Consider the following 20,041-nt stretch of genomic DNA (forward strand, 5'->3'; position numbering starts at 1 on the left):
GGTTTTCCGCCCGTTTGGCATTAATTCGGGCTTAACTCACTCTCGTGCCAGGCGGCTAATACGCGGCGCGTCAGCCACGACATCAGGGCAAACAGCAGAAAGCCGGCCAGAGAAATCAGTAACAATGCGGCAAACATCAGCGGGATATTGAGTTGATAGCCAGCCTGTAAAATCTGGTAGGCCAGCCCGGTATCCGTGCCGCCGGTGCCCGCCACAAACTCCGCCACCACGGCACCAATCAGTGACAAACCGCTGGAAATACGCAGCGCGCCAAAGAAGTAGGGCAATGCAGATGGAATGCGCAGGCGGAGTAAAATTTGCAGCCGCGAGGCATGGTTCAGCCTGAAGTAGCTCAGCAGACCCGGCGACACGCTGCGTAAACCCTGGGTGGTGCTGGAGATGATCGGGAACACCGCCATCAGGGTGGCGCACACCACCAGCGATGCGGTGGTGTCTTTCACCCAGATAATGATCAGCGGTGCAATGGCCACGATCGGCGTGACTTGCAGAAAGACGATGTAAGGAAATAACGCCGTCTCGATAAACCGATTTTGCACCAGCAAAAAGGCAATCAGGGAACCGATCACCGTTGCCAGCGCAAACGAGATCAGCGTGATTTTCAGGGTGTAAAGCAGCGACATAAACAAGGCAGGAAAGTTTTGCGCCAGGCTTTGTGCCACCACCACCGGCGAAGGCACCAGAAACGCCGGGACCTTAAACGCGGTAACCAGAAACTGCCACAACAGCAGCATGGCGACGGCCACCACCGCTGGAAACAGCCACTGTTGAAATCTACGGTTTGCTGCGAGCGGTTTCATGACTGGCTCTCCTGACTGGCTGCCAGCAGGCCGCGCTGCAGCAACTGCGCATAATGGGTAAACGGCTGGCTGACACGAAACGCATCATCACGCGGCTGGCTGGTGTCAATGCGGATATCATCCACCACGCGGCCCGGTCGTGCGGCCATCATGATCACCCGCTGCGACAGGAATACGGCTTCCTGAATGGAGTGGGTAACAAACACGACCGTCAGCTTCTGTTCCTGCCACAGCTCCAGCAGGTCGCTGTCCAGTTTGTTGCGGGTGATTTCGTCCAGGGCGCCGAACGGTTCATCCATCAACAGCACCCTGGGACGCGTCACTAAACCGCGAGCAATCGACACCCGCATCTGCATGCCACCGGAAAGCTCGCGCGGTAATACGTGACCAAACTGGCCCAGGCCAACCAGTTCCAGAATCTCGCGCACGCGGGTATCGGCTTCGGCGCGCGGAACGCCCGCCAGATCCAGCGGCAGGCGGACATTCTTGTGCACGCTGCTCCACGGCATCAGTGTCGCTTCCTGAAACACAAAGGAAAGCGGCAGGTCACGTTGATTCTCCCGGCGATCGCGGCGGAACAACATCAGTTTGCCATCGCTGGGTTCAATTAAGCCGGCAATCATTTTCAGCAGCGTACTTTTGCCACAGCCGGAGGGACCGAGCAGTGAGACAAATTCGCCCTGACGCACCGTCAGTTCGACCGGCAGCAGCGCCCGCGTCCCGTTGGGATAGATTTTCTCCGCAGAAAGCACCTCAATCGCCGGCGGCGCTACAGGCCGCGGCTGGCTATCCGGATTGATCGGCGTTATGTTGCTGGCGGTGTTCATGGCATGACCTTAACGTCTTTGATGAACTGCAGCGTGTAGCTACCTGCAAACGGCACTTTGGCCGGATCGATCAGCTTGTTGTCCACCAGCAGTTGCCATGTCTGTTTGAGCCGTGGCTCGGTAATGATACCGATACCCGCCGTTTGCGCATCACCGCCCGTCAGCATCTGGTATTTCTTCATCTGGGCAATGCCGAAGGCGATCTGCTCCTCGCTCATCTGCGGATTCTCTTTGCGGATCAGCGCATTGCCAGCGCGCGGATCCTGCAGATAGTTTTTCCAGCCCTGCATTGAGGCTTTGACGAACGCGGCCACCGCTTGCGGACGTTTTTCAATGGTCGATTTCATGCACACAATACTGTTGCCGTAAGGCGGATAGCCCCATTCGCTGATCGGGTAGACATTGGCTTGCGCATGGGCTTTCTGCACCGCAAAAGGTTCCGAGGTGATATAACCCTGCTGCACCAGCGTCTTATCTGCCAGGAATGGCTGGATGCTGAACGTGTAAGGGCGCACGCGCGCATTTTTCAGGCCGAGCGCACTTTGGGCCCACGGCCAGTAGGAGGTGTAAGCTTCCGCCGCCAGCAGGAAGGTTTTGCCTTGCAGATCGGCTTTATCTTTCACATCAGGATGGGTGAGAAAAGCAATCGCCGAGTGCTGGAACGTGGTGGCAACGGGCATGGCTTCCACGCCTTGCTGCCAGGATTCCAGTGCCTGCATGTTGTCGCTGATGATGCAGTCCGCCTGGCCTGCCGCCATCAGCTGCATGGTGTGAACCTGTGGGCCACCCATTTTCAGGCTGACGTCGAGCCCGGCATCTTTATACAGATTCTGCGCCAGTGCCTGATAAAAACCGCCATGCTCGGCTTGCGCATACCAGTTGGTCATGAAGGTGAATTTCTCCGCCGCCATGCTCTGGGCCGACAGCGCCAGCGACAGTGCCGCAATCATGTTCAATTTTTTATTCATCGTCGATCCCCGTTTAGCGCGGTGGTAAGAGTGATGCTGCGTCGTTGTGGTCTAACACTTTGCCCTGCCAGTGACCGATGCCCCATGCCGGTTCAGCGCGCGTCACCCAGCTCATTTGATGCACTTCGGTGATGACCTGTGCCCAACTTTCCGCCAGCGAATCCAGAATCGCCGCGCCTTGTTCGGGCGTGGAAGGCCGTGGATCGCCAATCACGCCGCTGGGGCCGAAATCATAGGAAGCCCATGCCGCCATCGGTTTACTGGTGGAGAGCGTCGGGCAGGGAAATTCAGGCGGATAATTCGCCACGGCCTGGCTCATCTGCACGGTATCGGGGGCGAGCGCCAGCATCAGCGCGGTTTCCGCGTGACCGGCGTGCATCGCCATTTGGCGCTCTTTATCGTCCATAAAGCTTTCGGCGCAGTTAGGCACTTTGAAGGTGTCCTGCATAATGATGATCATGTCACCGTGGCGCAGACGCAGTTCGCGTGCGGCCATTTGCAGCGGCTGCGGCTGGCCGCCATGGCCATTCACCATGAGAAACTTGCGAAAACCGGCGCGATACAGCGATTCACCAATCTCCAGAATGGTATGTAATAAGGTTTCGCCGGTCAGCGTTAACGTGCCGGGAAAATGCAGGTGCTCATCGGATTTACCGTAGGTGATCGGCGGAATGGCGTACGCGGGGATGTCAGCGGGCAAACGTGCCAGCGCATGCCCGACCACGCCCGATGAAATCACGCTGTCCACGGCGCACGGCAGATGAGGGCCGTGCTGTTCAATCGCCCCGGTCGGCAAAACGATTACCGTGTTGGCTTTATTATCCAGCGTGGCAATGTCGGTCCAGCTCAGATACGGCAAAAAGCGGTTTGCCGGGATATAACCATGCAACATACTGTTTCCTCGCGTTATTGTGGCAACCACGCCGTGGCTTCAACTTCGATTAATACGTCCGGGCTGGGCAACATTTCACTGACCTGCACCACCGTTGACACCGGCGGTTCATCCGGGAAGAACTGCCTGCGCACCCGGCTGTAGTGCGGGAAATGGTCCAGATTGCGGAAATACTGCACCAGTTTGAACACATCGCTCATCTGCCCACCGGCGCGTTCAACGGTGGTGCGGATGCTCTCCAGCACATACCAGCTCTGTGCCAGAATCGGGCCCTCTTTGAAATCGGTAGAGAATTCACCGCTGCGTCCCAGCAGCCGTTGCGCCGCGTCAGGGATATCGCTGTAACCGCGCACGATGGTGGCGGTTTGCGGGTTCACCGGAATAATGCCGGAGAGAAAAATAAAGTCGCCGACGCGTCGCCACGCCGCATATTTGGCCAGCGGTTTACCCGCGCCATCATCAAGCGTCATCTGTTTCGTCTCCATAACGCACACCCTGTTTGAGCCGATAGCGCTGGCGCTGGCGCAGCGGCCAGCTTGCCGCATCGGCAGACGGAAAAATCACCACATCGTTGTGATAAAGCGCATCGGGCTGGCAGATGAGCTGAGAGGCTTCATCAAAGGCAGAACCCAGCTGCAGGCTCAATACGCCGCTGAACAGGGTATCGAGCGGGTCATAACTGCCGAGGGGGCAGAAAGCGTCCTGCACGTTATCAGCGCCCAGCAGCAGTGAAAGCCCCCGCGCCTGCGCTTCTTTCACCAGCGTCAATCCGCGCTGACGCGGTGTGCGATCAGGCACCGCGTCCTGCAGCAGCAGGTTGGTCAGGGGCAGGGCGATCAGCGTCACGCGGTGCAGGGCCAGCCGGTCAAGAATTTGCAGGGCATCTTCCTGTTGAGACAGCGCACAGCTGTGGCTGCAGGTAATCTGGCCACTGAACGGATGTTGTTGCAGGTAGTTCGCCAGCCAGCGCATGCCCTGCGCATCGGCATTCAACTCTTCATCTATGTGCAGGTCGATATCGAGCTGCCACTGTTCGGCCGCGTGCAGCAGATTGGCGAAGGCGACTGCATCCCAGTTGCTGCTGTGGATGAAACCGCCGAGAAGCGCGCCCGGACCGCTGACGGCCACCTGGGCGGCAATATGCTGCGCATCATCCTGGCGGGCAAAAAAGCTCAGCGGGGCGAGCGCCACGCGTTCAATACGGCACAGCGGATGCTGTAACTCACCGATCACCTGCCACGCCAGCGGCGCTTCAGGGCTGAACCAGTCGACGTGGGTGCGCAATACACCTACGCCACTCCCCACCGCCCAGCGCAACGCCTGCTCAGCGCGCTGCTGCAAATCCTCACGGCTCCAGTGCACGCGATCCTGATGCATCGCGGAAATCGCAGCCAGTAAACCGGGCTGGCGTGCCGGGCTACGCTCAAAGGTGAACGTTTTATCCAGATGCGCATGCGGTTCGATCAGTGCGGGAAGCACCAGCGCGCCATTGAGCGGCAGATAATCGGCACATGCTCCTTCACAGGGCGCGAATTGCAGCCCGTCAGGGTGAAAATGTAACGTCGCCAGCTGCGGCTGATGGCCCTGCATCGGCCAGTTGTCTGGCAGCAGCCAGCGGGGTAAGCGTGCGCCGGTCGCGCCCGGATAGATTTTCATAAATCCAGCACCAGCAGCGGAGATCGCGCACGTGAGCAGCACAGCACGATGCAGTCATTCGCGGCACGCTCTTTCTGGCTTAACACCTCGTCACGGTGGTCGGGTTCACCCGCTAACACCCCGGTAATGCAGGCACCGCACATGCCCTGTTCGCAGGAGAGTTCGATGTCGATGCCTGCCGCTGCCAGCACCCCGGCAATGCTTTGCGTCTGCCCGACGTGAAAACGCGCGCCGGAAGAAGCAATCTCCACCTCGAAGCTGTCGCCTGCAGGGGGGATTGCCGCATCAGCATGGAAACGTTCGCTGTGCCATTGTTCTGGCTGCCAGCCCTGTTCCAGCGCCCGCTGCTGCAGATGTTGCATAAAGCCAGCCGGGCCGCAGGCTACCAGCGCGCTATTGGCTGATGTTTCCAGATCGTCAGGTATACGGGTGCGCAGGCTGTCACCTTCGCTGCTGTAGTGAATAACGACACGATCACCGAGTTGCGCCAGACGCGGTGCAAACGCCAGTTCATCATGACGTTTGAGGTAGAGATGCAGCGTAAACGCCGCCTGCCGCGCGGCCAGGGCTTCCGCCATCACCAGCAGCGGCGTGAGGCCAATACCGGCCGCAAAGAGTAAGGTGCGCGGTGCATCCGGCAGGGGAAAATGGTTGCGCGGTGCCGACAGGGTTAAGGTATCGCCGACATTCAGCTGTTGATGCAACCAGCGGGAACCGCCCGTCGAGGCGGGATCAAGACGCACGCAGATTTCATAGCCAGCCGCACTGGCTGGCGAACACAGGGAGTACTGGCGCACCCCGCCGGCTGGCAGATGGACATCAATGTGCGCGCCCGGTGTAAAGGCCGGGAGCGGTTGGCCGCTGGCACTTTCCAGCGTCAGTAACAGATTGCCAGCACCGTTGGACTGCTTTGCGATGACGGTGGCGGCCAGGTGTGATGATTTCATAATCAGCCTGTCTTTACAGGGCTGTCATCAGCGTTAATGCCGCGCATGCCCTTGTCTTTATCATGGAGGCGATTATTATTTTGCCGTTGTGTAAGCGTCCATCTGTTTAATTCGCATGATGCGTTGCAAAAAAGAGAGCACCCACTATGTTTGCCTTCTCCCGTTTTCTGATTTATTTCACCGAAGTGGCCCGTCAGGGTTCGCTCCGTAAGGCTTCCGAGGTGTTACACGTCTCAGCCTCTTCAATTGACCGGCAGATTTTACGTGTGGAAGAACAGCTGGATATGCCGTTGTTTGAACGTCATCCATCAGGTTTATGTATGACGGCAGCGGGGGAGATCCTGTTTAATGCGGCTAAAAACTGGCAACGTGATTTTGGCCGGGTTTGTACGCAATTAGAGGATCTGCGTGGTTTGCGACATGGCCATGTGCATATCGCCACCATTGATGCCATAAATCGTGGCTTCTTCTCATCCATCCTGCAGCGCATACGTGAAGATTATCCCGGCATTTCGTTTACCCTCACTACCATGAGTAACATCCATATCGCCAATGCGCTGACCGCCGGCGATGCGGATTTTGGCATCATGCTAAATCCGCAAAGCTCGCGTGAACTGCTGGTGAAATCCTTCGCCGATCTTCGTCTGGGAATTGTGGTAAGCCGTCACCATCCGCTGGCAGCGCTGGAATCTATTCGCTTCAGCCATTGCGAGCCGTGGCCGTTTATTGTGCCCGCTGCGCCGTTAATGCTGGCCGATCCACTGGACGCGCTGGTAAACAGTTCCGGCATACGCCTGAAGGAAGTGGGACGCACCAATAACATTCATATGCTGCGATCGTTAGTGCGTGATGATGTCGGGATCAGCCTGATGTGCTGGCTGGATATCGTGGACGAATATCGTCGCGGTGAACTGAAATTCATTCCGTTGATCGACACGGTATTAAAACCCTTTACCCTGTCGCTGTGTGTGGCACCCCAACGCCAGTTATCCGTCGCCGCGTCAATGATGCTGGGTCAACTGGAGTTATTTTTTGCCATGATTGAGAGCGAGGAAGCGCAGGCCGGCAAGGAAGAAAAGCACCGCGTATAAAAGCCTGGGTGGCCTGACTGGCCCGCAGCACAAGATATGTCAACCCACTAACGGCCCAGCAGCCTCCTGCTATACAGGTATCACGATGGTAAAGATTGAACATGCAGACCCGCGCTCGGCGGAATCACAGTGGCTGATTGAAAAACTCTCCGCCGAGCTTGCGGCTATTACTGGCGATGGCGGGAACAGCCGCGCCAGCGTGGACACCCTCCAGGGTGAAGGCGCATTGTGGGTGATCGCCAGAGATGCGCAGGGCAGTGCCGTCGGCTGCGGCGCATTACGGCCTTTGGCACCCGGGATCGCCGAACTGAAAAGAATGTTCTCCGACCGCAGTTTACCGGGCATCGGACGCGCTTTGCTGGCGTTTCTGGAAACCGCGGCAAAAACTCTGGGATATCGTGAACTGTGGCTGGAAACGCGGCATGTTAATCAGCGTGCCGTGGATTTTTATCTGAAGCAGGGTTACCGGCAAATTGAAAATTACGGGCCTTACCGCGGCCGGGAAGAGGCCATTTGCCTGGGTAAGACACTTTAACTGCGCGATTAGCTGCCATCAGTCTGGCGGGTTTTTCTTGAAGGCGCGTATCTCCCTTCATCTTCCCGCCGACCACCGACAAACAAAAAGCCCGCTCAGGTTTCCCTGAGCGGGATTCTTTAAATCTGGCCGGATATTAAAATTGATATTTAACGCCGCCTTCGCGGGTACGCCAAATCATCATAAGAATATTTTTGTCGATACAATTTTTTGGCGGTTTCATATCAGAGAAGCAAAGCCTGTCTTCGTTACCTTGCGCTTGATAGCCTTTTCCAAAAGCATAAATAGCGATCAGGAACGGCGTGTTATTTCCAGATGGAATATTATATTTATCCAGTATTTTTTCACGATTATTTTTCCACCAGTCAATTTTCCTGGACTCAGCAAAAGGTAAATTATCAACAATAATTTTTGCTGTATTGCCATCATAATGAGCATCAATAACAGAAACTTTATCATTCCCGATAAAAAGATAAATGAGGCTGCATAAAGCTATCACCAGGGCTGGAATAACTAACTTACGCATCATCGCTTTCCCTCGATATCGATCACCGCTTCCATGTTAGTGAGAAATGGACGGAAGCCGAATCTGTCAAAATGTTGCAAGACAAACCAGATTTTGAAAAACTGGAACTGGCTGAATTTTTGCTTACCTATATCACGGGCGTCAAGCCCAAAATGATCCTGCCCGGAAAATTTGATACTCGCATGCCATCCAGCGTTGTTAACATTAAGACGGATAATTTCTATTTTCGTTGCATGGACATCATGCACAGTAATCCCCATGCCATTGATTTTATCAAGTAGCATCGAGTCAAATTTCGGTAGAATTGACAATTTAATGGCTGAAGTTAATTGCTCTAATTTTTCCTGAGGAAATCCCATGCTGTTATAGTCAATAAATAACCCAATGGTCTCACGCATGATCGACGTTGTTTTTCTGGCATCATAATCAGAATGTAACTTATCACGGTACGCTAAATTGAGTTGAGCGTTATAGAATGCTGAACCGCGTGAAAGCTGAAAATGCCTCAGCATTTGATTGATAAGATATCTGTGCGGACCGATGAAAGAGTAAGGCAGAGAGGTTACCTGCATCTCTTCAAACAGCAGTTGCGCACATTGTTCAACGCTGAGTTTGCCACCACGGTGTATGCCATTGTATGCCCCTGCGAACCTCGATTGCGGAGTATCAAAGGCAGTCAATCGGGTCAGGGTGTAAGGATCCACCACGTTTGATATGTTGACCAGTCCAAACTCTCTTTTCAGCCTATCTTCCGGGATATCCCCATAACGCATGTCGTCAGAAGAGTAATCATTAAAACGCCGCTGGGTGGTGAAAACCGTTGCTGGAAATACAGCATTACTCATAGAAAGTGCTCCCTTGCTGGTGTTTGTCCCTGTTGAAACACACATGAATGCGCAGATTTGCCCATGCTGCGGTTTTTACCGCTTCACTGCCTGGTGCCAGAACAAAAAATGGTCATTAAATTCCGTAAGCGGCACAGAGTTTTTGCGGAGCATCCCCGGGGAGCACATGCCTGCGACTGAGGACAGGGTGAATGCAGCGCTGGTTAGCCAGCAAGCCATGGCAGGATGGCGGTGTGGATAAGGGGGAGGGACGCAGAAGACAAAAAGCCCGCTCAGGTTTCCCTGAGCGGGCTTCTTTAAATCTGGCTCCTCTGACTGGACTCGAACCAGTGACATACGGATTAACAGTCCGCCGTTCTACCGACTGAACTACAGAGGAATCGTTGGAACGAGGCGAATATTAGCGATGCCGATCCCCGTTGTCAAAGCCCGATCGCACACTTCTGGTTTAAGTGCGCGTAAAAGCAGCGGATTGCTGCTTTTCTGCCTTGAATGGGCAGATTTCAAACTGCCAGCAAGATCTCACTTTAAACGCATTTCCTTTGAGATGTTAGATGCGTGTCAAAGTTTTGTTATTTGCCGATTTTAAAACAATCATTTCAGTGCTTTTATGATGAAAATTTCAAAAGAAGAAGGGATGAAACAAATGAACTGCTTATCATCACGCCCGAAACGAGTTTTGTCCGCTCAACGCTTCTTTCGAAAGTAACATATTGATAAGGAAGATGTTGAAAAAAGGAGCAGCACGGTACCGATAGCGTCAGACCAGAAGCCTTACCTCTACGAACAGAAAAAAAACGCCAGCGACGTTGAGTGAATGTAAAAGATATTTTTCATTCGCGGACTCAGCCAACCTGAGCACGTTAACAAATAAGAAGGGTTACCTATGAAATTCAAAAAAGCGTTAGTGACTTCCCTGTTAGCTTGCATGTTACCTGCCGCTGTGATGGCAAAAGATATCCAGCTGGGCGTTTCTATGGCGCTGTTTGATGACAACTTCCTCACCATCCTGCGCACAGCCATGCAAAAAGAGATGCAAAAAGACAACGTGAAAGGCCAGGTGGAAGATGCCAAAGGCGACGTCTCTCAGCAGCTGCAGCAGGTACAAAACTTCATCGGTCAGGGCGTCGACGCCATCGTCGTTAACCCGGTCGATACTAACGCGGTGAAGCCGATCATGGATGCCGCGACCAAAGCCGGTATTCCACTGGTATTCGTCAACCGCAAACCGGCGGGTCAGCTGACCGACAAGATGGCGTACGTCGGCTCCGACTCTGAACTGGCGGGCCGTCTGCAGATGGAAGCACTGGCCAAAGCGATGAACGGCAAAGGCAACGTGGCGATCCTGATGGGCGACCTGGCGAACGAATCAACCCGTGACCGTACTAAAGGCGTCGAAGCGGTGGTCGCCAAATATCCGGGCATTAAGGTGGTACAGAAGCAAACCGCCAAGTTTACGCGTAACGATGCGGTAGACGTGGTGAGCAACTGGATGACCGCCGGTGACGATATCCAGGCTATTGCCTCAAACAACGATGAAATGGCGATTGGTGCGCTGCAGGCGCTGGGTAAAAACCCGAACCACATCCTGATTGCCGGCGTGGACGGTACGCCTGATGCGCTGCAAATGCTGAAGAATGGCAAAATGGTTGCCACCGTATTCCAGGATGCGAAAGGTCAGGGCGAAGGTGCCGTACAGACTGCGGTGAAACTGGCGAACGGCGAAAAAGTGGAAAAAATCATCAACATCCCTTACCAGCTGATCACCAAAGACAACATGACGCAGTTCGAAAACCGTAACCAGAAATAATCGCTCCCCCTTAAGCCGTACGGAGGTGATGTATGACCGCTTTTGCGCTTGAAGCCGAAGGCATCAGCAAGTTCTTCCCCGGAGTGAAGGCACTCGACAATGTCTCACTGCGTATTAAGCCGGGGTCGGTACATGCCCTGATGGGTGAAAATGGCGCGGGCAAATCCACTTTAATGAAATGCCTTATCGGGATGTATCGTCCCGATAAGGGCACCATCCGCATTAAAGGGGAGCCAGTGCAGTTTCAGGACACCATGGACGCGCTGCGTTCCGGCATTTCCATGATTCACCAGGAGCTGAATCTGGTGCCTTACATGACCGTGGCGGAGAATATCTGGCTCGGTCGTGAACCGATGAAATACGGCTTTGTCGATCACGGCAAGCTCAATCAGCAGACGCAGGAACTGCTTAACAAACTTAATATCCGTCTGAAAGCCGATCTGCTGGTCGGCGAGCTCAGCATTGCGTCCCAGCAGATGGTGGAAATTGCCAAAGCGGTGTCGTGGAACTCCGACATCGTGATTATGGATGAACCGACCTCGGCGCTGACGGAAACCGAAGTGGCGCATCTGTTCACCATCATCCGCGACCTGCGTGCCCAGGGCAAAGCCATCATCTATATCAGCCATAAAATGGATGAAATTTTTGCCATCACCGATGAGATCAGCATCTTCCGCGACGGCACCTGGGTCGGCAGCAACAGCACCACCGCCTTTACCCGCCAGTCGCTGATCACCCAGATGGTGGGCCGCGAACTGACGCAGCTGTTCCCTAAATTCAACAGTGCCATCGGCGAAGAAGTGCTGACGGTGCGCAATCTGACCTGCAAAGACCGCTTTACCGATGTCAGCTTCAGCGTGCGCAAAGGCGAGATCCTCGGCGTGGCCGGGCTGGTGGGAGCCGGACGCAGCGAGGTGATGGAGAGCCTGTTCGGCATGGAAAGCTTCGACACCGGTGAAGTGCTGATTGATGGTGTGCCGGTGAAAATCGATTCGCCCTCAACGGCGATTGAGAAGGGCATGGCATTTCTCACCGAAGACCGCAAAAAGTCCGGGCTGTTTCTGATGTTGTCGGTGCTGGAGAACATGAGCATCGTCAATATGCCCGATTACATCGGCAAAAGCGGTTTCGTTAGCCACATGAAGATGGCGCAGGACTGCATGGAGCAGATCCGCAAACTCAATATTAAAACGCCGACCATGGATCAGATCATCAATAACCTCAGTGGCGGTAACCAGCAGAAGGTGCTGATTGCGCGCTGGCTGCTGGCGCAACCGAAGATTCTGATCCTCGATGAACCAACCCGCGGCATTGATGTTGGCGCTAAAGCCGAAATCTACCGCCTGATCAGTGAACTGGCTAACCGTGGCGTGGCCATCATCATGGTGTCCTCTGAGCTGCCGGAGATTCTCGGCATGAGCGACCGGGTGATGGTGATGCACGGCGGACGTATAACCGGCATCCTCGATAAAGAAGAGGCCGACCAGGAAACCATTTTGTCGTTGGCATCCGAGTGAGGCACGAGACCCCTATGAGTAACGTAAAAATAACGGCCCCGCAGGCCACCGAACAGAGTTCTTTCTTCGGCAATCTGCGCCATAAACTGCCGAAAGACACCGGCATCTTTGTCGTGATGTTAGGCATTGCGCTGATCTTTGAAATAGCCGGCTGGTACGTGCGTGACCAGTCATTTCTGCTCAACACCAACCGTTTAGTGCTGATTGTGCTGCAGGTGGCGATCATCGGTATTATCGCTGTCGGCGTCACCCAGGTCATTATTACTACCGGTATCGACCTGTCGTCCGGTTCGGTTATCGCCCTGACGGCGGTGGTCGCCGCCAGCCTGGCACAGACGTCTGACAGCCTGTCGCCGATGTATCCGTCACTGGTCAATCTGCCCGCCGCCATCCCGATCGTCGCGGGCATCGGCGTCGGCCTGCTGTGCGGCGTGGTCAACGGCGTATTGATCACCAAAACCGGTATTCCGCCGTTTATCGCCACGCTCGGTATGATGGTGTCGGCGCGCGGTCTGGCACAATATTATACCCAGGGCAACCCGATCAGCTTCCTGTCGGACGGTTTCACCTCCATCGGTCAGGGCGCGATGCCGGTGATTATCTTCCTGGTGGTCGCCTTCCTGTTCCACATCGCACTCAAACACACCCGCTACGGCAAATATGTCTATGCGATTGGCGGCAACATGACCTCCGCCAAAGTATCGGGCATCAACGTTAATAAATACCTGATCATCGTGTATACCATCGCCGGGGCGCTCTCGGGTCTGGCGGGAGTGGTGCTGGCGGCACGCGTCAGCAGCGGCCAGTCGAGCATGGGCATGGCGTATGAACTCGACGCCATCGCCGCCGCAGTTATCGGCGGCAGCAGCCTGATGGGCGGCGTCGGGCGGATTACCGGCACGCTGATCGGCGCAGTGATCCTCGGTTTAATCAAAAGTGGCTTTACCTTTGTTGGCGTCGATGCCTACGTGCAGGACATCATCAAAGGGATGATCATCGTCGCAGCGGTTTCAATCGATATGCACCGCAACCGCAAAAAACGCTAACCCGTTCTGCTCCTCTCTTCCGGGAGAGGAGCAGGGTGAAGGCGGTAATTGCACGCTGCCGGGCTGCCGGCATCGTCAGACACAATAAGTTTTCCCACTGATAGCCACCGCGCAATTTCTCTTTATTCTCCTTTCTGCCCCCGCAATCCGTGCATTTTCTGCCCGTTTTGCACCACAGCAGCACGCGCAGTCATCACTTTTTTGCACATCTGCCTCGCAAATGTTGCACCATCAGGGTGCGTCATCACCAGCGGATAAACGTTATGGGTCATGTGCGGCACTTATTAACCCATTCGGGGTAATCAGAAACGCTTATTTTCCCGTTCGTTAGGAAAATTCTGGTCAGTGCCCGCCGGGTAAAGATCAAACCTGGCCTGCATATTGCAATTTCTTTGTTACAAGCCAGCAGGCTGAGAACTCATCATTTGGGCATTCGGGGATCCGTGACGGAGGCAATATGAACTTAAGACGACTGAAATACTTTGTAAAAATCGTCGATATCGGCAGCCTGACGCAGGCAGCAGAAGTCCTGCATATCGCACAACCTGCACTCAGCCAACAGGTGGCGACGCTGGAGAACGAACTCGACCAGCAGTTGCTGATCCGCACCAAGCGCGGCGTAACGCCAACCGAAGCCGGTAAAATTCTTTATGCTCACGCACGCACCATTCTGCGCCAGTGCGAACAGGCGCAGACAGCGGTAATCAACGCTGGCCAGGCGCTCAATGGTCAGGTATCGATTGGCCTCGCGCCGGGCACGGCAGCCTCTTCGCTCACCATGCCGCTGCTGCAAACGGTGCGCGAGCAATATCCTGATGTGCTGGTCTATCTGCACGAGAACAGCGGCACTTCACTCAATGAGAAAGTGATGAATGGCCAGCTGGATATGGCCGTGCTGTACGATCGCGCGCCGACTGCCGGCATCAACAGCATTCCGCTGATGAAAGAGGAGCTGTATCTGGTAGGGGCGACGGCCTGTCCGGGTGCTACGGTGGATCTGGCTGACGTGGCACAGATGAACCTGTTCCTGCCGCGTGACTACAGCGCCGTGCGCAAACGCGTGGACGAAGCGTTCTCGCTGCGTCGCCTGAGTGCGAAAATCATCGGTGAAATTGAGTCGATCTCAACTTTAACCGCGGCGGTGTCGAGCGGCATGGGCGTTACCGTACTGCCGGAATCGGCGGCACGCGCGCTGGTGAGTTCAACGCATGCGTGGATGGCACGCATTAACAGTCCGTCGCTGAATCTGCCGCTGTCGCTGAACGTCTCAGCGCGCCTGCCGCTGTCGCCATCGGCGCAGGCGGTCAAAAATATTCTGCTGTCGCTGCTGAATAAGCCGATGGTGGAAGAGCGCGAGCTGATGTTAGTGGGGTGATAGAGAGAGGTTTTTCCCCTCACCCTAACCCTCTCCCGCCCGCGGGAGAGGGAACCGTCTGGCGCGGCCATCTATCCCGGCACGCCATCTCAATCTCGCGCGATCCGCTCTCTCCTCATGGGTGAGGGCGGCAAATCGCAGCACATTTACCCACACCTGCGCGCGATCCACTCCCTCTCCCTATGGGAGAGGGCCGGGGTGAGGGCAGCAAATCGCTTCACATTTATCCGCACCTGCGCGCGATCCACTCCCTCTCCCCATGGGAGAGGGCCGGGGTGAGGGCAGCAAATCGCATCACATTTATCCGCTCCTGCGCGCGATCCACTCCTTCTCCCTATGGGAGAGGGCCGGGGTGAGGGCAGCAAAGCGCACCCATCCCCAACCTCACGCTTATTACTATTCCGCATAACACACCGTTTTTTATTATTTGTTGCAATCTCACCAACTTCATAACATGGACGAAACAGGGGCAGGAAACAGGAGAAAAGGGTGTGAATTTCCAGCAACTTAAAATTATACGCGAAGCAGCCCGTTGCGAATTCAACCTGACAGAAGTCGCCAATACGTTGTTTACCTCACAATCGGGGGTGAGCCGGCATATTCGCGATCTGGAAGATGAACTGGGCGTGGAAATCTTCATTCGTCGTGGCAAGCGGCTGTTAGGCATGACCGAACCGGGCAAAGCGCTGCTGACCATTGCTGAACGCATCCTTGATGAGGCCGGCAAAGTGCGCCGGCTGGCGGATGTGTTTACCAATGAAACCAGCGGCGTGCTGACCATCGCCACCACGCACGCCCAGGCGCGCTATAGCCTGCCGCGCGTCATCAAAGCGTTTCGCCAGCTCTATCCCAACGTGCGGCTGGAACTCAATCAGGGTTCACCGCAGGAGATCGTCGCCATGCTGCTGGCCGGTGAGGCCGATGTCGGCATCGCCTCGGAGCAGCTGGTGAATAACACCAGCCTGGCGGCATTCCCGTGGTTCAGCTGGCACCACTCGCTGCTGGTGCCGCACGATCACGAGCTGCTGGCGAATCAGCCGGTCACGCTCGCCAGCCTCAGCCGCCATCCGCTGATCACCTATCGTCAGGGGATCACCGGTCGCTCGCGCGTGGACCGTGCATTCCAGGCTGCTGGCCTCCGCCCGGATATCGTGCTCAGCGCGCAGGATTCTGACGTAGTGAAAACCTATGTCGAACTCGGGCTGGGCGTCGGTATCCTCGCCGATCAGGCGTGCGATATTTACGATGGCGAAGACCTGGTGAAGATTGATGCTCACCATCTGTTTGATGCCAACACCGTGTGGCTCGGGCTGAAGCGCGGCCAGCTCCAGCGCAACTACGTCTGGCAGTTCCTTGAACTGTGTAACGCTAACCTGTCACTGGAAGAGATCAAACGGCAGGCGCTCTCTTACGAAACCGACGACGAACCCGCCATCGATTTCCAAATCTGAGTTTCCTCTCTGGCCCGGTGCGGGCCTTTTTTATTTGCTTACCCAAACGGACGTGGCAAGCTGGCGGGCAGAACGCCTCTCAGGGAGAACAGAATGAATTCGATATTGCGCGCCATGACCCTCGCGGACGCCGAAGCGGGTTATCGCCTGACTCAGCAACTGGGCTGGGCGCACCGCCGTGAAGACTGGCAGCAGCTCATCGCCCTGGGTGAAGGCGTGGTGGTTGAGGCGCAGGGCGACTATCTCGGCGGGGCGATTGGCTGGCGCTGGGGGCCGGACGCCGCCACTATCGGTCTGGTGATTGTGAGCGAACAGGCGCGCGGACGCGGTATTGGCCGCCAGGTGATGCAGGCAATGCTGGAAAAATTCTCCGGCTGCAACGTGCGGCTGCACGCCACCGATATGGGGCAGGTGCTGTATGAGAAGCTCGGCTTCCAGGCCTGCGAGCGCGTGGCGCAGCACCAGACGCGCGCGCTGGCGCAGCAGCCTGCGGTAATCGTACCGGATGGCCTGACGCTGCGGCCGGCCGTTGAAGCGGATGCCGCCGCCATCGACGCACTGGATTATCAGGCGAACGGGCTGCGGCGAACGCGTCTGCACCAGCAGCTGCTGGCGCAAAGCGTGGTGCTGCAGGATGCACAGGGCAGGTTGCAGGGGTTTGCCAGTCGCCGCCGCTTTGGGCACGGCTGGACCATCGGCCCGGTGATTGCTGACGATGTTGCGGCGGCGCAGGCGCTGGTGTCGCAGCTGATGCAGGATCTGACGCAGCAGTTTGTCCGGCTGGACACGCCCGATGCCCGGCTCGGCGCGTGGCTGCTCAACCTTGGGCTGGCGCAGGTCGATGCGCCTTATGCGATGGTACACGGCACACCGTGGCGGGTGGCACCGAACGGGCCGCAGACCTTTGCGCTGGTCTCGCCTGCGCTGGGTTAACTAAGCGTAACGGCGGTGATTTCTAAGCCAGACGCGGCGAACGTCGCCGAACAGGCGTTATCTGTCACATTCCATTTCGTCGGCTACCCTTAACGTTTATTGCAAACGTCTAAGGGAGAGCCCGTCATGAGCAAGAAAACCAGCGATTTCTTTGTTGAACGCCTGCAGGCATGGGGCGTCACGCGCATTTATGGCTATCCGGGCGATGGCATCAACGGCGTGCTGGGCGCTATCCAGCGGGCCAATAAAGCCGGTGCAGGCATCGAATTTATTCAGGTGCGACATGAAGAGATGGCGGCCTTTATGGCTGCCGGTCACGCCAAATTTACCGGTGAGCTCGGCGTCTGTCTGTCGACCGGCGGCCCCGGTGCCACCCATCTGCTGACCGGCCTGTATGATGCCAAAATGGATCACGCGCCGGTGCTGGCGATTGCCGGCCAGGCGGAAACCACCGCGCGCGGCGCCAGCTATCAGCAGGAGATGAATTTAGACCGCATCTTCGCCGATGTGGCGAACTTCGTGCAGGAAGCGGCAGCGCCGGCGCAGGTCCAGCATCTGGTCGATCGCGGCGTGCGCATTGCCAAAGCGCAGAACGGCGTCGCGGTGATCATCCTGCCGAAAGATCTGCAGGATGAGAACTGGCAGCCGCCGCAGCATGCGCACGGATTTACCCATTCCGGGCCGGGCTATCAGCGGCCTAAGATTGTGCCCTACGACGAGGATTTGCGCCGCGCCGCAGAAGTGCTTAACGCCGGCAAAAAAGTCGCGGTGCTGATCGGTGCCGGTGCGCGCGGTGCTGCGGTCGAAGTGGTGCAAATCGCCAATGTGCTCGGCGCGGGCGTGGCCAAAGCGCTGCTGGGCAAAGACGTGCTGCCGGACGATGCGCCTTTTGTCACCGGTTCGATCGGCCTGCTCGGCACCAAACCGTCGTGGGAGCTGATGCAGAATTGCGACACTTTACTGATGATTGGCAGCGGTTTTCCGTGGACCGAGTTTCTGCCGCCGGAAGGTAAAGTGCGCGCGGTACAAATCGATATCGATCCGGCGATGCTGGGGCTGCGCTATCCGTGCGAGGTCAATCTGCACGGCGACGCGGCAGAAACCCTGCGCGCGCTGCTGCCGTTACTGACCCATAAAGCGGATCGCCACTGGCAGGAGGCGATTGCGGTGCAGGTGCGCGACTGGTGGACGTTGATGGAACAGCGCGCTATGGCGCCCGCCAACCCGGTCAATCCGCAGCGCGTGGTGTGGGAGATGTCCCCGCAGCTGCCGGAAGATGCGATTGTCACCTCGGACTCGGGCTCCTGCGCCAACTGGTTTGCGCGCGATTATCGGGTGAAGCAGGGCCAGCGCGCCACGCTGTCGGGTGGGCTGGCTTGCATGGGGGCCGCCGTTCCGTTTGCCATCGCCGCGAAATTTGCCTTTCCCACTCAGCCAGTGGTGGCGCTGGTGGGCGACGGGGCGATGCAGATGAACAACCTGGCCGAGCTGATCACCATCCAGAAATACTGGCAGCAGTGGGCCGATCCGCGCCTGATTGTCTGCGTGTTCAATAATCAGGATCTCAATCAGGTCACCTGGGAACAGCGGGTAATGGAAGGCAATCCACGCTTTGAAGCTTCGCAGCAGCTGCCGGATGTGCAGTATGCGCGCTTTGCCGACAGCCTCGGTTTGCAGGGCATCTATGTCGACCGGCCGGAGGATCTGGCGGCGGCGTGGCAGCAGGCGCTCAGCGCCACCCGACCGGTAGTGCTGGAGGTGAAAACCGATCCGGAAGTGGCCCCGCTGCCGCCGCATATCACGCTTAAGCAGGCCAAAGCTTTTATGTCGTCAATGGCGAAGGGCGACCGCGGCATGACGCAGGTGATTAGCGACACCGCCAGCCAGTTGCTGCACAGCAAGGGTTAGCGCGCTGTCCTGTTTATGCCCGGGATAACGCCGGGCTAAATATTTACTGTTTCACTGTAGGGTGCGCGTTAATGCGCACCTGAAATATACAATCGGTCTAATTCCCACTGTTTTGCATTATCTATAATATATTGCCGTATATGCAGTAATTCGTTTTCATTGCGGATAACACGATCGTAGAAGCTGCGTTGCCAGATTTTATATCCTACCTGGCGCGTGATGCCGCCTTTGAATAAATTAATTATTTGATTGATGGGGCGTTCATTACGTTCCTGTAACCACAGGATGGCATGGAAGTGATTGGGCATCAGCGCAAATGTATCAAGCGTGGCGAAACGCGTCCGGCGCGGAACCTCGTTCCAGGCGGAGATAACGATATTCCCTAAAGGCGAGGCTATCATTATGCCATGATGTATATCGCCAAATAAGGAGCGACGCTGATGACACACCAGCGTTAAAAAATAGGCGCCTGCCGAACGATAATTATAACGCTTCAGGCGGGGATATTTGCGATTTTTCATTATGACCTCCTTGTGCAAAAAGAATGTGCTCCTTTTATTTGCGTAAAGCCATTAGAAGAGGGGAACGTTGGGAGTTGCATTCCAGATATTCAGAGCGCGATGAATGGGTTATTTTTAGATGAGTGCGGGGTTTTACCAGGTCGCCATAAATGGCGCCCCTACAGGGTTGGGATTGTGTTTGGTCGACGTAATTGGCAAAACCACAGGACGGTACAAGGTTTTGTAGGGTACGCATTTATGCGCACCAGGATAATTTTAGATGAGTGCGGGTTTTTACCAGGTCGCCATAAATGGCGCCCCTACAGGGTTGGGATTGTGTTTGTTTGCCGTAAATGGCAAACCCACAGGACGGTACAAGATTTTGTAGGGTGCGCA

General features: G+C 56.0%; 20 protein-coding genes and 1 tRNA gene. 9 read left to right on the forward strand and 12 right to left on the reverse strand.

Annotated features, from left to right (window positions below; translation table 11 throughout):
• Positions 1-20: 20 nt before the first annotated feature.
• Genes F3J41_RS13655 through F3J41_RS13685 form a run of 7 tightly spaced genes read right to left on the reverse strand, consistent with a single transcriptional unit; the run spans position 21 to position 6,108 of the window.
• A complete protein-coding gene (locus F3J41_RS13655; RefSeq protein ID WP_021509774.1) occupies positions 21-818 on the reverse strand; it encodes an ABC transporter permease in 798 nt (265 codons plus the stop codon).
• Positions 815-1,645, reverse strand: coding sequence for an ABC transporter ATP-binding protein (locus F3J41_RS13660; protein WP_021509775.1), 831 nt, complete (start codon positions 1,643-1,645; stop codon positions 815-817). The genes F3J41_RS13655 and F3J41_RS13660 overlap by 4 nt, the downstream gene beginning before the upstream one ends.
• Complete coding sequence (locus tag F3J41_RS13665; protein WP_021509776.1) at positions 1,642-2,613, reverse strand: ABC transporter substrate-binding protein; 972 nt, start codon at positions 2,611-2,613, stop codon at positions 1,642-1,644. The genes F3J41_RS13660 and F3J41_RS13665 overlap by 4 nt, the downstream gene beginning before the upstream one ends.
• A gap of 13 nt (positions 2,614-2,626) precedes the next feature.
• The gene (locus F3J41_RS13670) at positions 2,627-3,505 is read right to left on the reverse strand and encodes a creatininase family protein (protein WP_166711550.1); all 879 of its coding nucleotides are present in this window, start codon (positions 3,503-3,505) and stop codon (positions 2,627-2,629) included.
• A 14-nt stretch (positions 3,506-3,519) separates the two neighbouring features.
• Positions 3,520-3,975 carry a RidA family protein gene (locus tag F3J41_RS13675; protein WP_021509778.1) on the reverse strand — a complete coding sequence of 152 codons (456 nt, stop codon included), beginning with the start codon at positions 3,973-3,975 and terminating at the stop codon, positions 3,520-3,522.
• Positions 3,965-5,161, reverse strand: coding sequence for an amidohydrolase family protein (locus F3J41_RS13680; protein ID WP_166711551.1), 1,197 nt, complete (start codon positions 5,159-5,161; stop codon positions 3,965-3,967). Before F3J41_RS13680 ends, F3J41_RS13675 begins: the two co-directional genes overlap by 11 nt.
• Entirely contained in the window at positions 5,158-6,108 is a 951-nt protein-coding gene (locus F3J41_RS13685) for a PDR/VanB family oxidoreductase (RefSeq protein ID WP_021509780.1), read from the reverse strand. The genes F3J41_RS13680 and F3J41_RS13685 overlap by 4 nt, the downstream gene beginning before the upstream one ends.
• Positions 6,109-6,254: 146 nt before the next feature.
• Here F3J41_RS13685 and F3J41_RS13690 point away from each other — a divergent pair, with 146 nt between their 5' ends.
• Both F3J41_RS13690 and F3J41_RS13695 read left to right on the forward strand, forming a co-directional pair.
• Positions 6,255-7,199, forward strand: a complete 945-nt coding sequence (locus F3J41_RS13690) for a LysR family transcriptional regulator (RefSeq protein ID WP_021509781.1) — start codon at positions 6,255-6,257, stop codon at positions 7,197-7,199.
• Positions 7,200-7,284: 85 nt separating this feature from the next.
• Entirely contained in the window at positions 7,285-7,734 is a 450-nt protein-coding gene (locus tag F3J41_RS13695; protein ID WP_021509782.1) for a GNAT family N-acetyltransferase, read from the forward strand.
• 136 nt (positions 7,735-7,870) lie between these two features.
• On the opposite strand, the gene F3J41_RS13700 is transcribed toward F3J41_RS13695, so the two are convergent.
• From F3J41_RS13700 to F3J41_RS13710, 3 genes are all read right to left on the reverse strand, one after another.
• Positions 7,871-8,263 (reverse strand): DUF943 family protein, encoded by a 393-nt coding sequence (locus tag F3J41_RS13700; protein WP_021509783.1) that lies wholly within the window; start codon positions 8,261-8,263, stop codon positions 7,871-7,873.
• The gene (locus F3J41_RS13705) at positions 8,260-9,105 is read right to left on the reverse strand and encodes a DUF3289 family protein (RefSeq protein WP_166711552.1); all 846 of its coding nucleotides are present in this window, start codon (positions 9,103-9,105) and stop codon (positions 8,260-8,262) included. The genes F3J41_RS13700 and F3J41_RS13705 overlap by 4 nt, the downstream gene beginning before the upstream one ends.
• A 303-nt stretch (positions 9,106-9,408) precedes the next feature.
• Positions 9,409-9,484, reverse strand: a tRNA-Asn gene (locus F3J41_RS13710).
• Between the two features lie 507 nt (positions 9,485-9,991).
• Here F3J41_RS13710 and F3J41_RS13715 point away from each other — a divergent pair.
• The 3 genes from F3J41_RS13715 to F3J41_RS13725 are packed head-to-tail and all read left to right on the forward strand — an operon-like array spanning position 9,992 to position 13,478.
• Positions 9,992-10,915, forward strand: a complete 924-nt coding sequence (locus tag F3J41_RS13715) for a sugar ABC transporter substrate-binding protein (protein WP_104093152.1) — start codon at positions 9,992-9,994, stop codon at positions 10,913-10,915.
• A gap of 32 nt (positions 10,916-10,947) precedes the next feature.
• Positions 10,948-12,432 carry a sugar ABC transporter ATP-binding protein gene (locus F3J41_RS13720; protein WP_166711553.1) on the forward strand — a complete coding sequence of 495 codons (1,485 nt, stop codon included), beginning with the start codon at positions 10,948-10,950 and terminating at the stop codon, positions 12,430-12,432.
• A 14-nt stretch (positions 12,433-12,446) separates the two neighbouring features.
• Entirely contained in the window at positions 12,447-13,478 is a 1,032-nt protein-coding gene (locus F3J41_RS13725) for an ABC transporter permease (RefSeq protein ID WP_021509787.1), read from the forward strand.
• A gap of 122 nt (positions 13,479-13,600) precedes the next feature.
• Here the strand turns inward: F3J41_RS13725 and F3J41_RS13730 are convergent, their stop codons facing one another.
• Positions 13,601-13,750 carry a hypothetical protein gene (locus F3J41_RS13730; RefSeq protein ID WP_166711554.1) on the reverse strand — a complete coding sequence of 50 codons (150 nt, stop codon included), beginning with the start codon at positions 13,748-13,750 and terminating at the stop codon, positions 13,601-13,603.
• A gap of 185 nt (positions 13,751-13,935) precedes the next feature.
• Here F3J41_RS13730 and nac point away from each other — a divergent pair, with 185 nt between their 5' ends.
• The 4 genes from nac (at position 13,936) to F3J41_RS13750 (ending at position 19,145) form a co-directional block, all read left to right on the forward strand.
• Positions 13,936-14,853, forward strand: a complete 918-nt coding sequence (nac, locus tag F3J41_RS13735) for a nitrogen assimilation transcriptional regulator NAC (RefSeq protein ID WP_058757341.1) — start codon at positions 13,936-13,938, stop codon at positions 14,851-14,853.
• A 491-nt stretch (positions 14,854-15,344) separates the two neighbouring features.
• A complete protein-coding gene (cbl, locus tag F3J41_RS13740) occupies positions 15,345-16,304 on the forward strand; it encodes an HTH-type transcriptional regulator Cbl (RefSeq protein WP_166711555.1) in 960 nt (319 codons plus the stop codon).
• Positions 16,305-16,397: 93 nt separating this feature from the next.
• On the forward strand, positions 16,398-17,237 hold the full coding sequence (locus tag F3J41_RS13745; RefSeq protein ID WP_166711556.1) for a GNAT family N-acetyltransferase: 840 nt from the start codon (positions 16,398-16,400) through the stop codon (positions 17,235-17,237).
• 126 nt (positions 17,238-17,363) lie between these two features.
• A complete protein-coding gene (locus F3J41_RS13750; protein WP_166711557.1) occupies positions 17,364-19,145 on the forward strand; it encodes a thiamine pyrophosphate-requiring protein in 1,782 nt (593 codons plus the stop codon).
• Positions 19,146-19,213: 68 nt separating this feature from the next.
• On the opposite strand, the gene F3J41_RS13755 is transcribed toward F3J41_RS13750, so the two are convergent.
• Positions 19,214-19,666 carry a transposase gene (locus F3J41_RS13755; RefSeq protein WP_166711558.1) on the reverse strand — a complete coding sequence of 151 codons (453 nt, stop codon included), beginning with the start codon at positions 19,664-19,666 and terminating at the stop codon, positions 19,214-19,216.
• Positions 19,667-20,041: the final 375 nt, after the last annotated feature.

Source organism: Pantoea sp. Ap-870 (genome assembly GCF_011752515.1).
Lineage (GTDB): Bacteria > Pseudomonadota > Gammaproteobacteria > Enterobacterales > Enterobacteriaceae > Pantoea > Pantoea dispersa.

Bases quoted from the DNA above. Each gene is read 5' to 3' on its own strand.
- F3J41_RS13655 (WP_021509774.1), bottom strand. From the start codon at position 818: ATGAAACCGCTCGCAGCAAACCGTAGATTTCAACAGTGGCTGTTTCCA.
- F3J41_RS13660 (WP_021509775.1), bottom strand. From the start codon at position 1,645: ATGAACACCGCCAGCAACATAACGCCGATCAATCCGGATAGCCAGCCG.
- F3J41_RS13665 (WP_021509776.1), bottom strand. From the start codon at position 2,613: ATGAATAAAAAATTGAACATGATTGCGGCACTGTCGCTGGCGCTGTCG.
- F3J41_RS13670 (WP_166711550.1), bottom strand. From the start codon at position 3,505: ATGTTGCATGGTTATATCCCGGCAAACCGCTTTTTGCCGTATCTGAGC.
- F3J41_RS13675 (WP_021509778.1), bottom strand. From the start codon at position 3,975: ATGACGCTTGATGATGGCGCGGGTAAACCGCTGGCCAAATATGCGGCG.
- F3J41_RS13680 (WP_166711551.1), bottom strand. From the start codon at position 5,161: ATGAAAATCTATCCGGGCGCGACCGGCGCACGCTTACCCCGCTGGCTG.
- F3J41_RS13685 (WP_021509780.1), bottom strand. From the start codon at position 6,108: ATGAAATCATCACACCTGGCCGCCACCGTCATCGCAAAGCAGTCCAAC.
- F3J41_RS13690 (WP_021509781.1), top strand. From the start codon at position 6,255: ATGTTTGCCTTCTCCCGTTTTCTGATTTATTTCACCGAAGTGGCCCGT.
- F3J41_RS13695 (WP_021509782.1), top strand. From the start codon at position 7,285: ATGGTAAAGATTGAACATGCAGACCCGCGCTCGGCGGAATCACAGTGG.
- F3J41_RS13700 (WP_021509783.1), bottom strand. From the start codon at position 8,263: ATGATGCGTAAGTTAGTTATTCCAGCCCTGGTGATAGCTTTATGCAGC.
- F3J41_RS13705 (WP_166711552.1), bottom strand. From the start codon at position 9,105: ATGAGTAATGCTGTATTTCCAGCAACGGTTTTCACCACCCAGCGGCGT.
- F3J41_RS13715 (WP_104093152.1), top strand. From the start codon at position 9,992: ATGAAATTCAAAAAAGCGTTAGTGACTTCCCTGTTAGCTTGCATGTTA.
- F3J41_RS13720 (WP_166711553.1), top strand. From the start codon at position 10,948: ATGACCGCTTTTGCGCTTGAAGCCGAAGGCATCAGCAAGTTCTTCCCC.
- F3J41_RS13725 (WP_021509787.1), top strand. From the start codon at position 12,447: ATGAGTAACGTAAAAATAACGGCCCCGCAGGCCACCGAACAGAGTTCT.
- F3J41_RS13730 (WP_166711554.1), bottom strand. From the start codon at position 13,750: ATGACCCATAACGTTTATCCGCTGGTGATGACGCACCCTGATGGTGCA.
- nac (WP_058757341.1), top strand. From the start codon at position 13,936: ATGAACTTAAGACGACTGAAATACTTTGTAAAAATCGTCGATATCGGC.
- F3J41_RS13745 (WP_166711556.1), top strand. From the start codon at position 16,398: ATGAATTCGATATTGCGCGCCATGACCCTCGCGGACGCCGAAGCGGGT.
- F3J41_RS13750 (WP_166711557.1), top strand. From the start codon at position 17,364: ATGAGCAAGAAAACCAGCGATTTCTTTGTTGAACGCCTGCAGGCATGG.
- F3J41_RS13755 (WP_166711558.1), bottom strand. From the start codon at position 19,666: ATGAAAAATCGCAAATATCCCCGCCTGAAGCGTTATAATTATCGTTCG.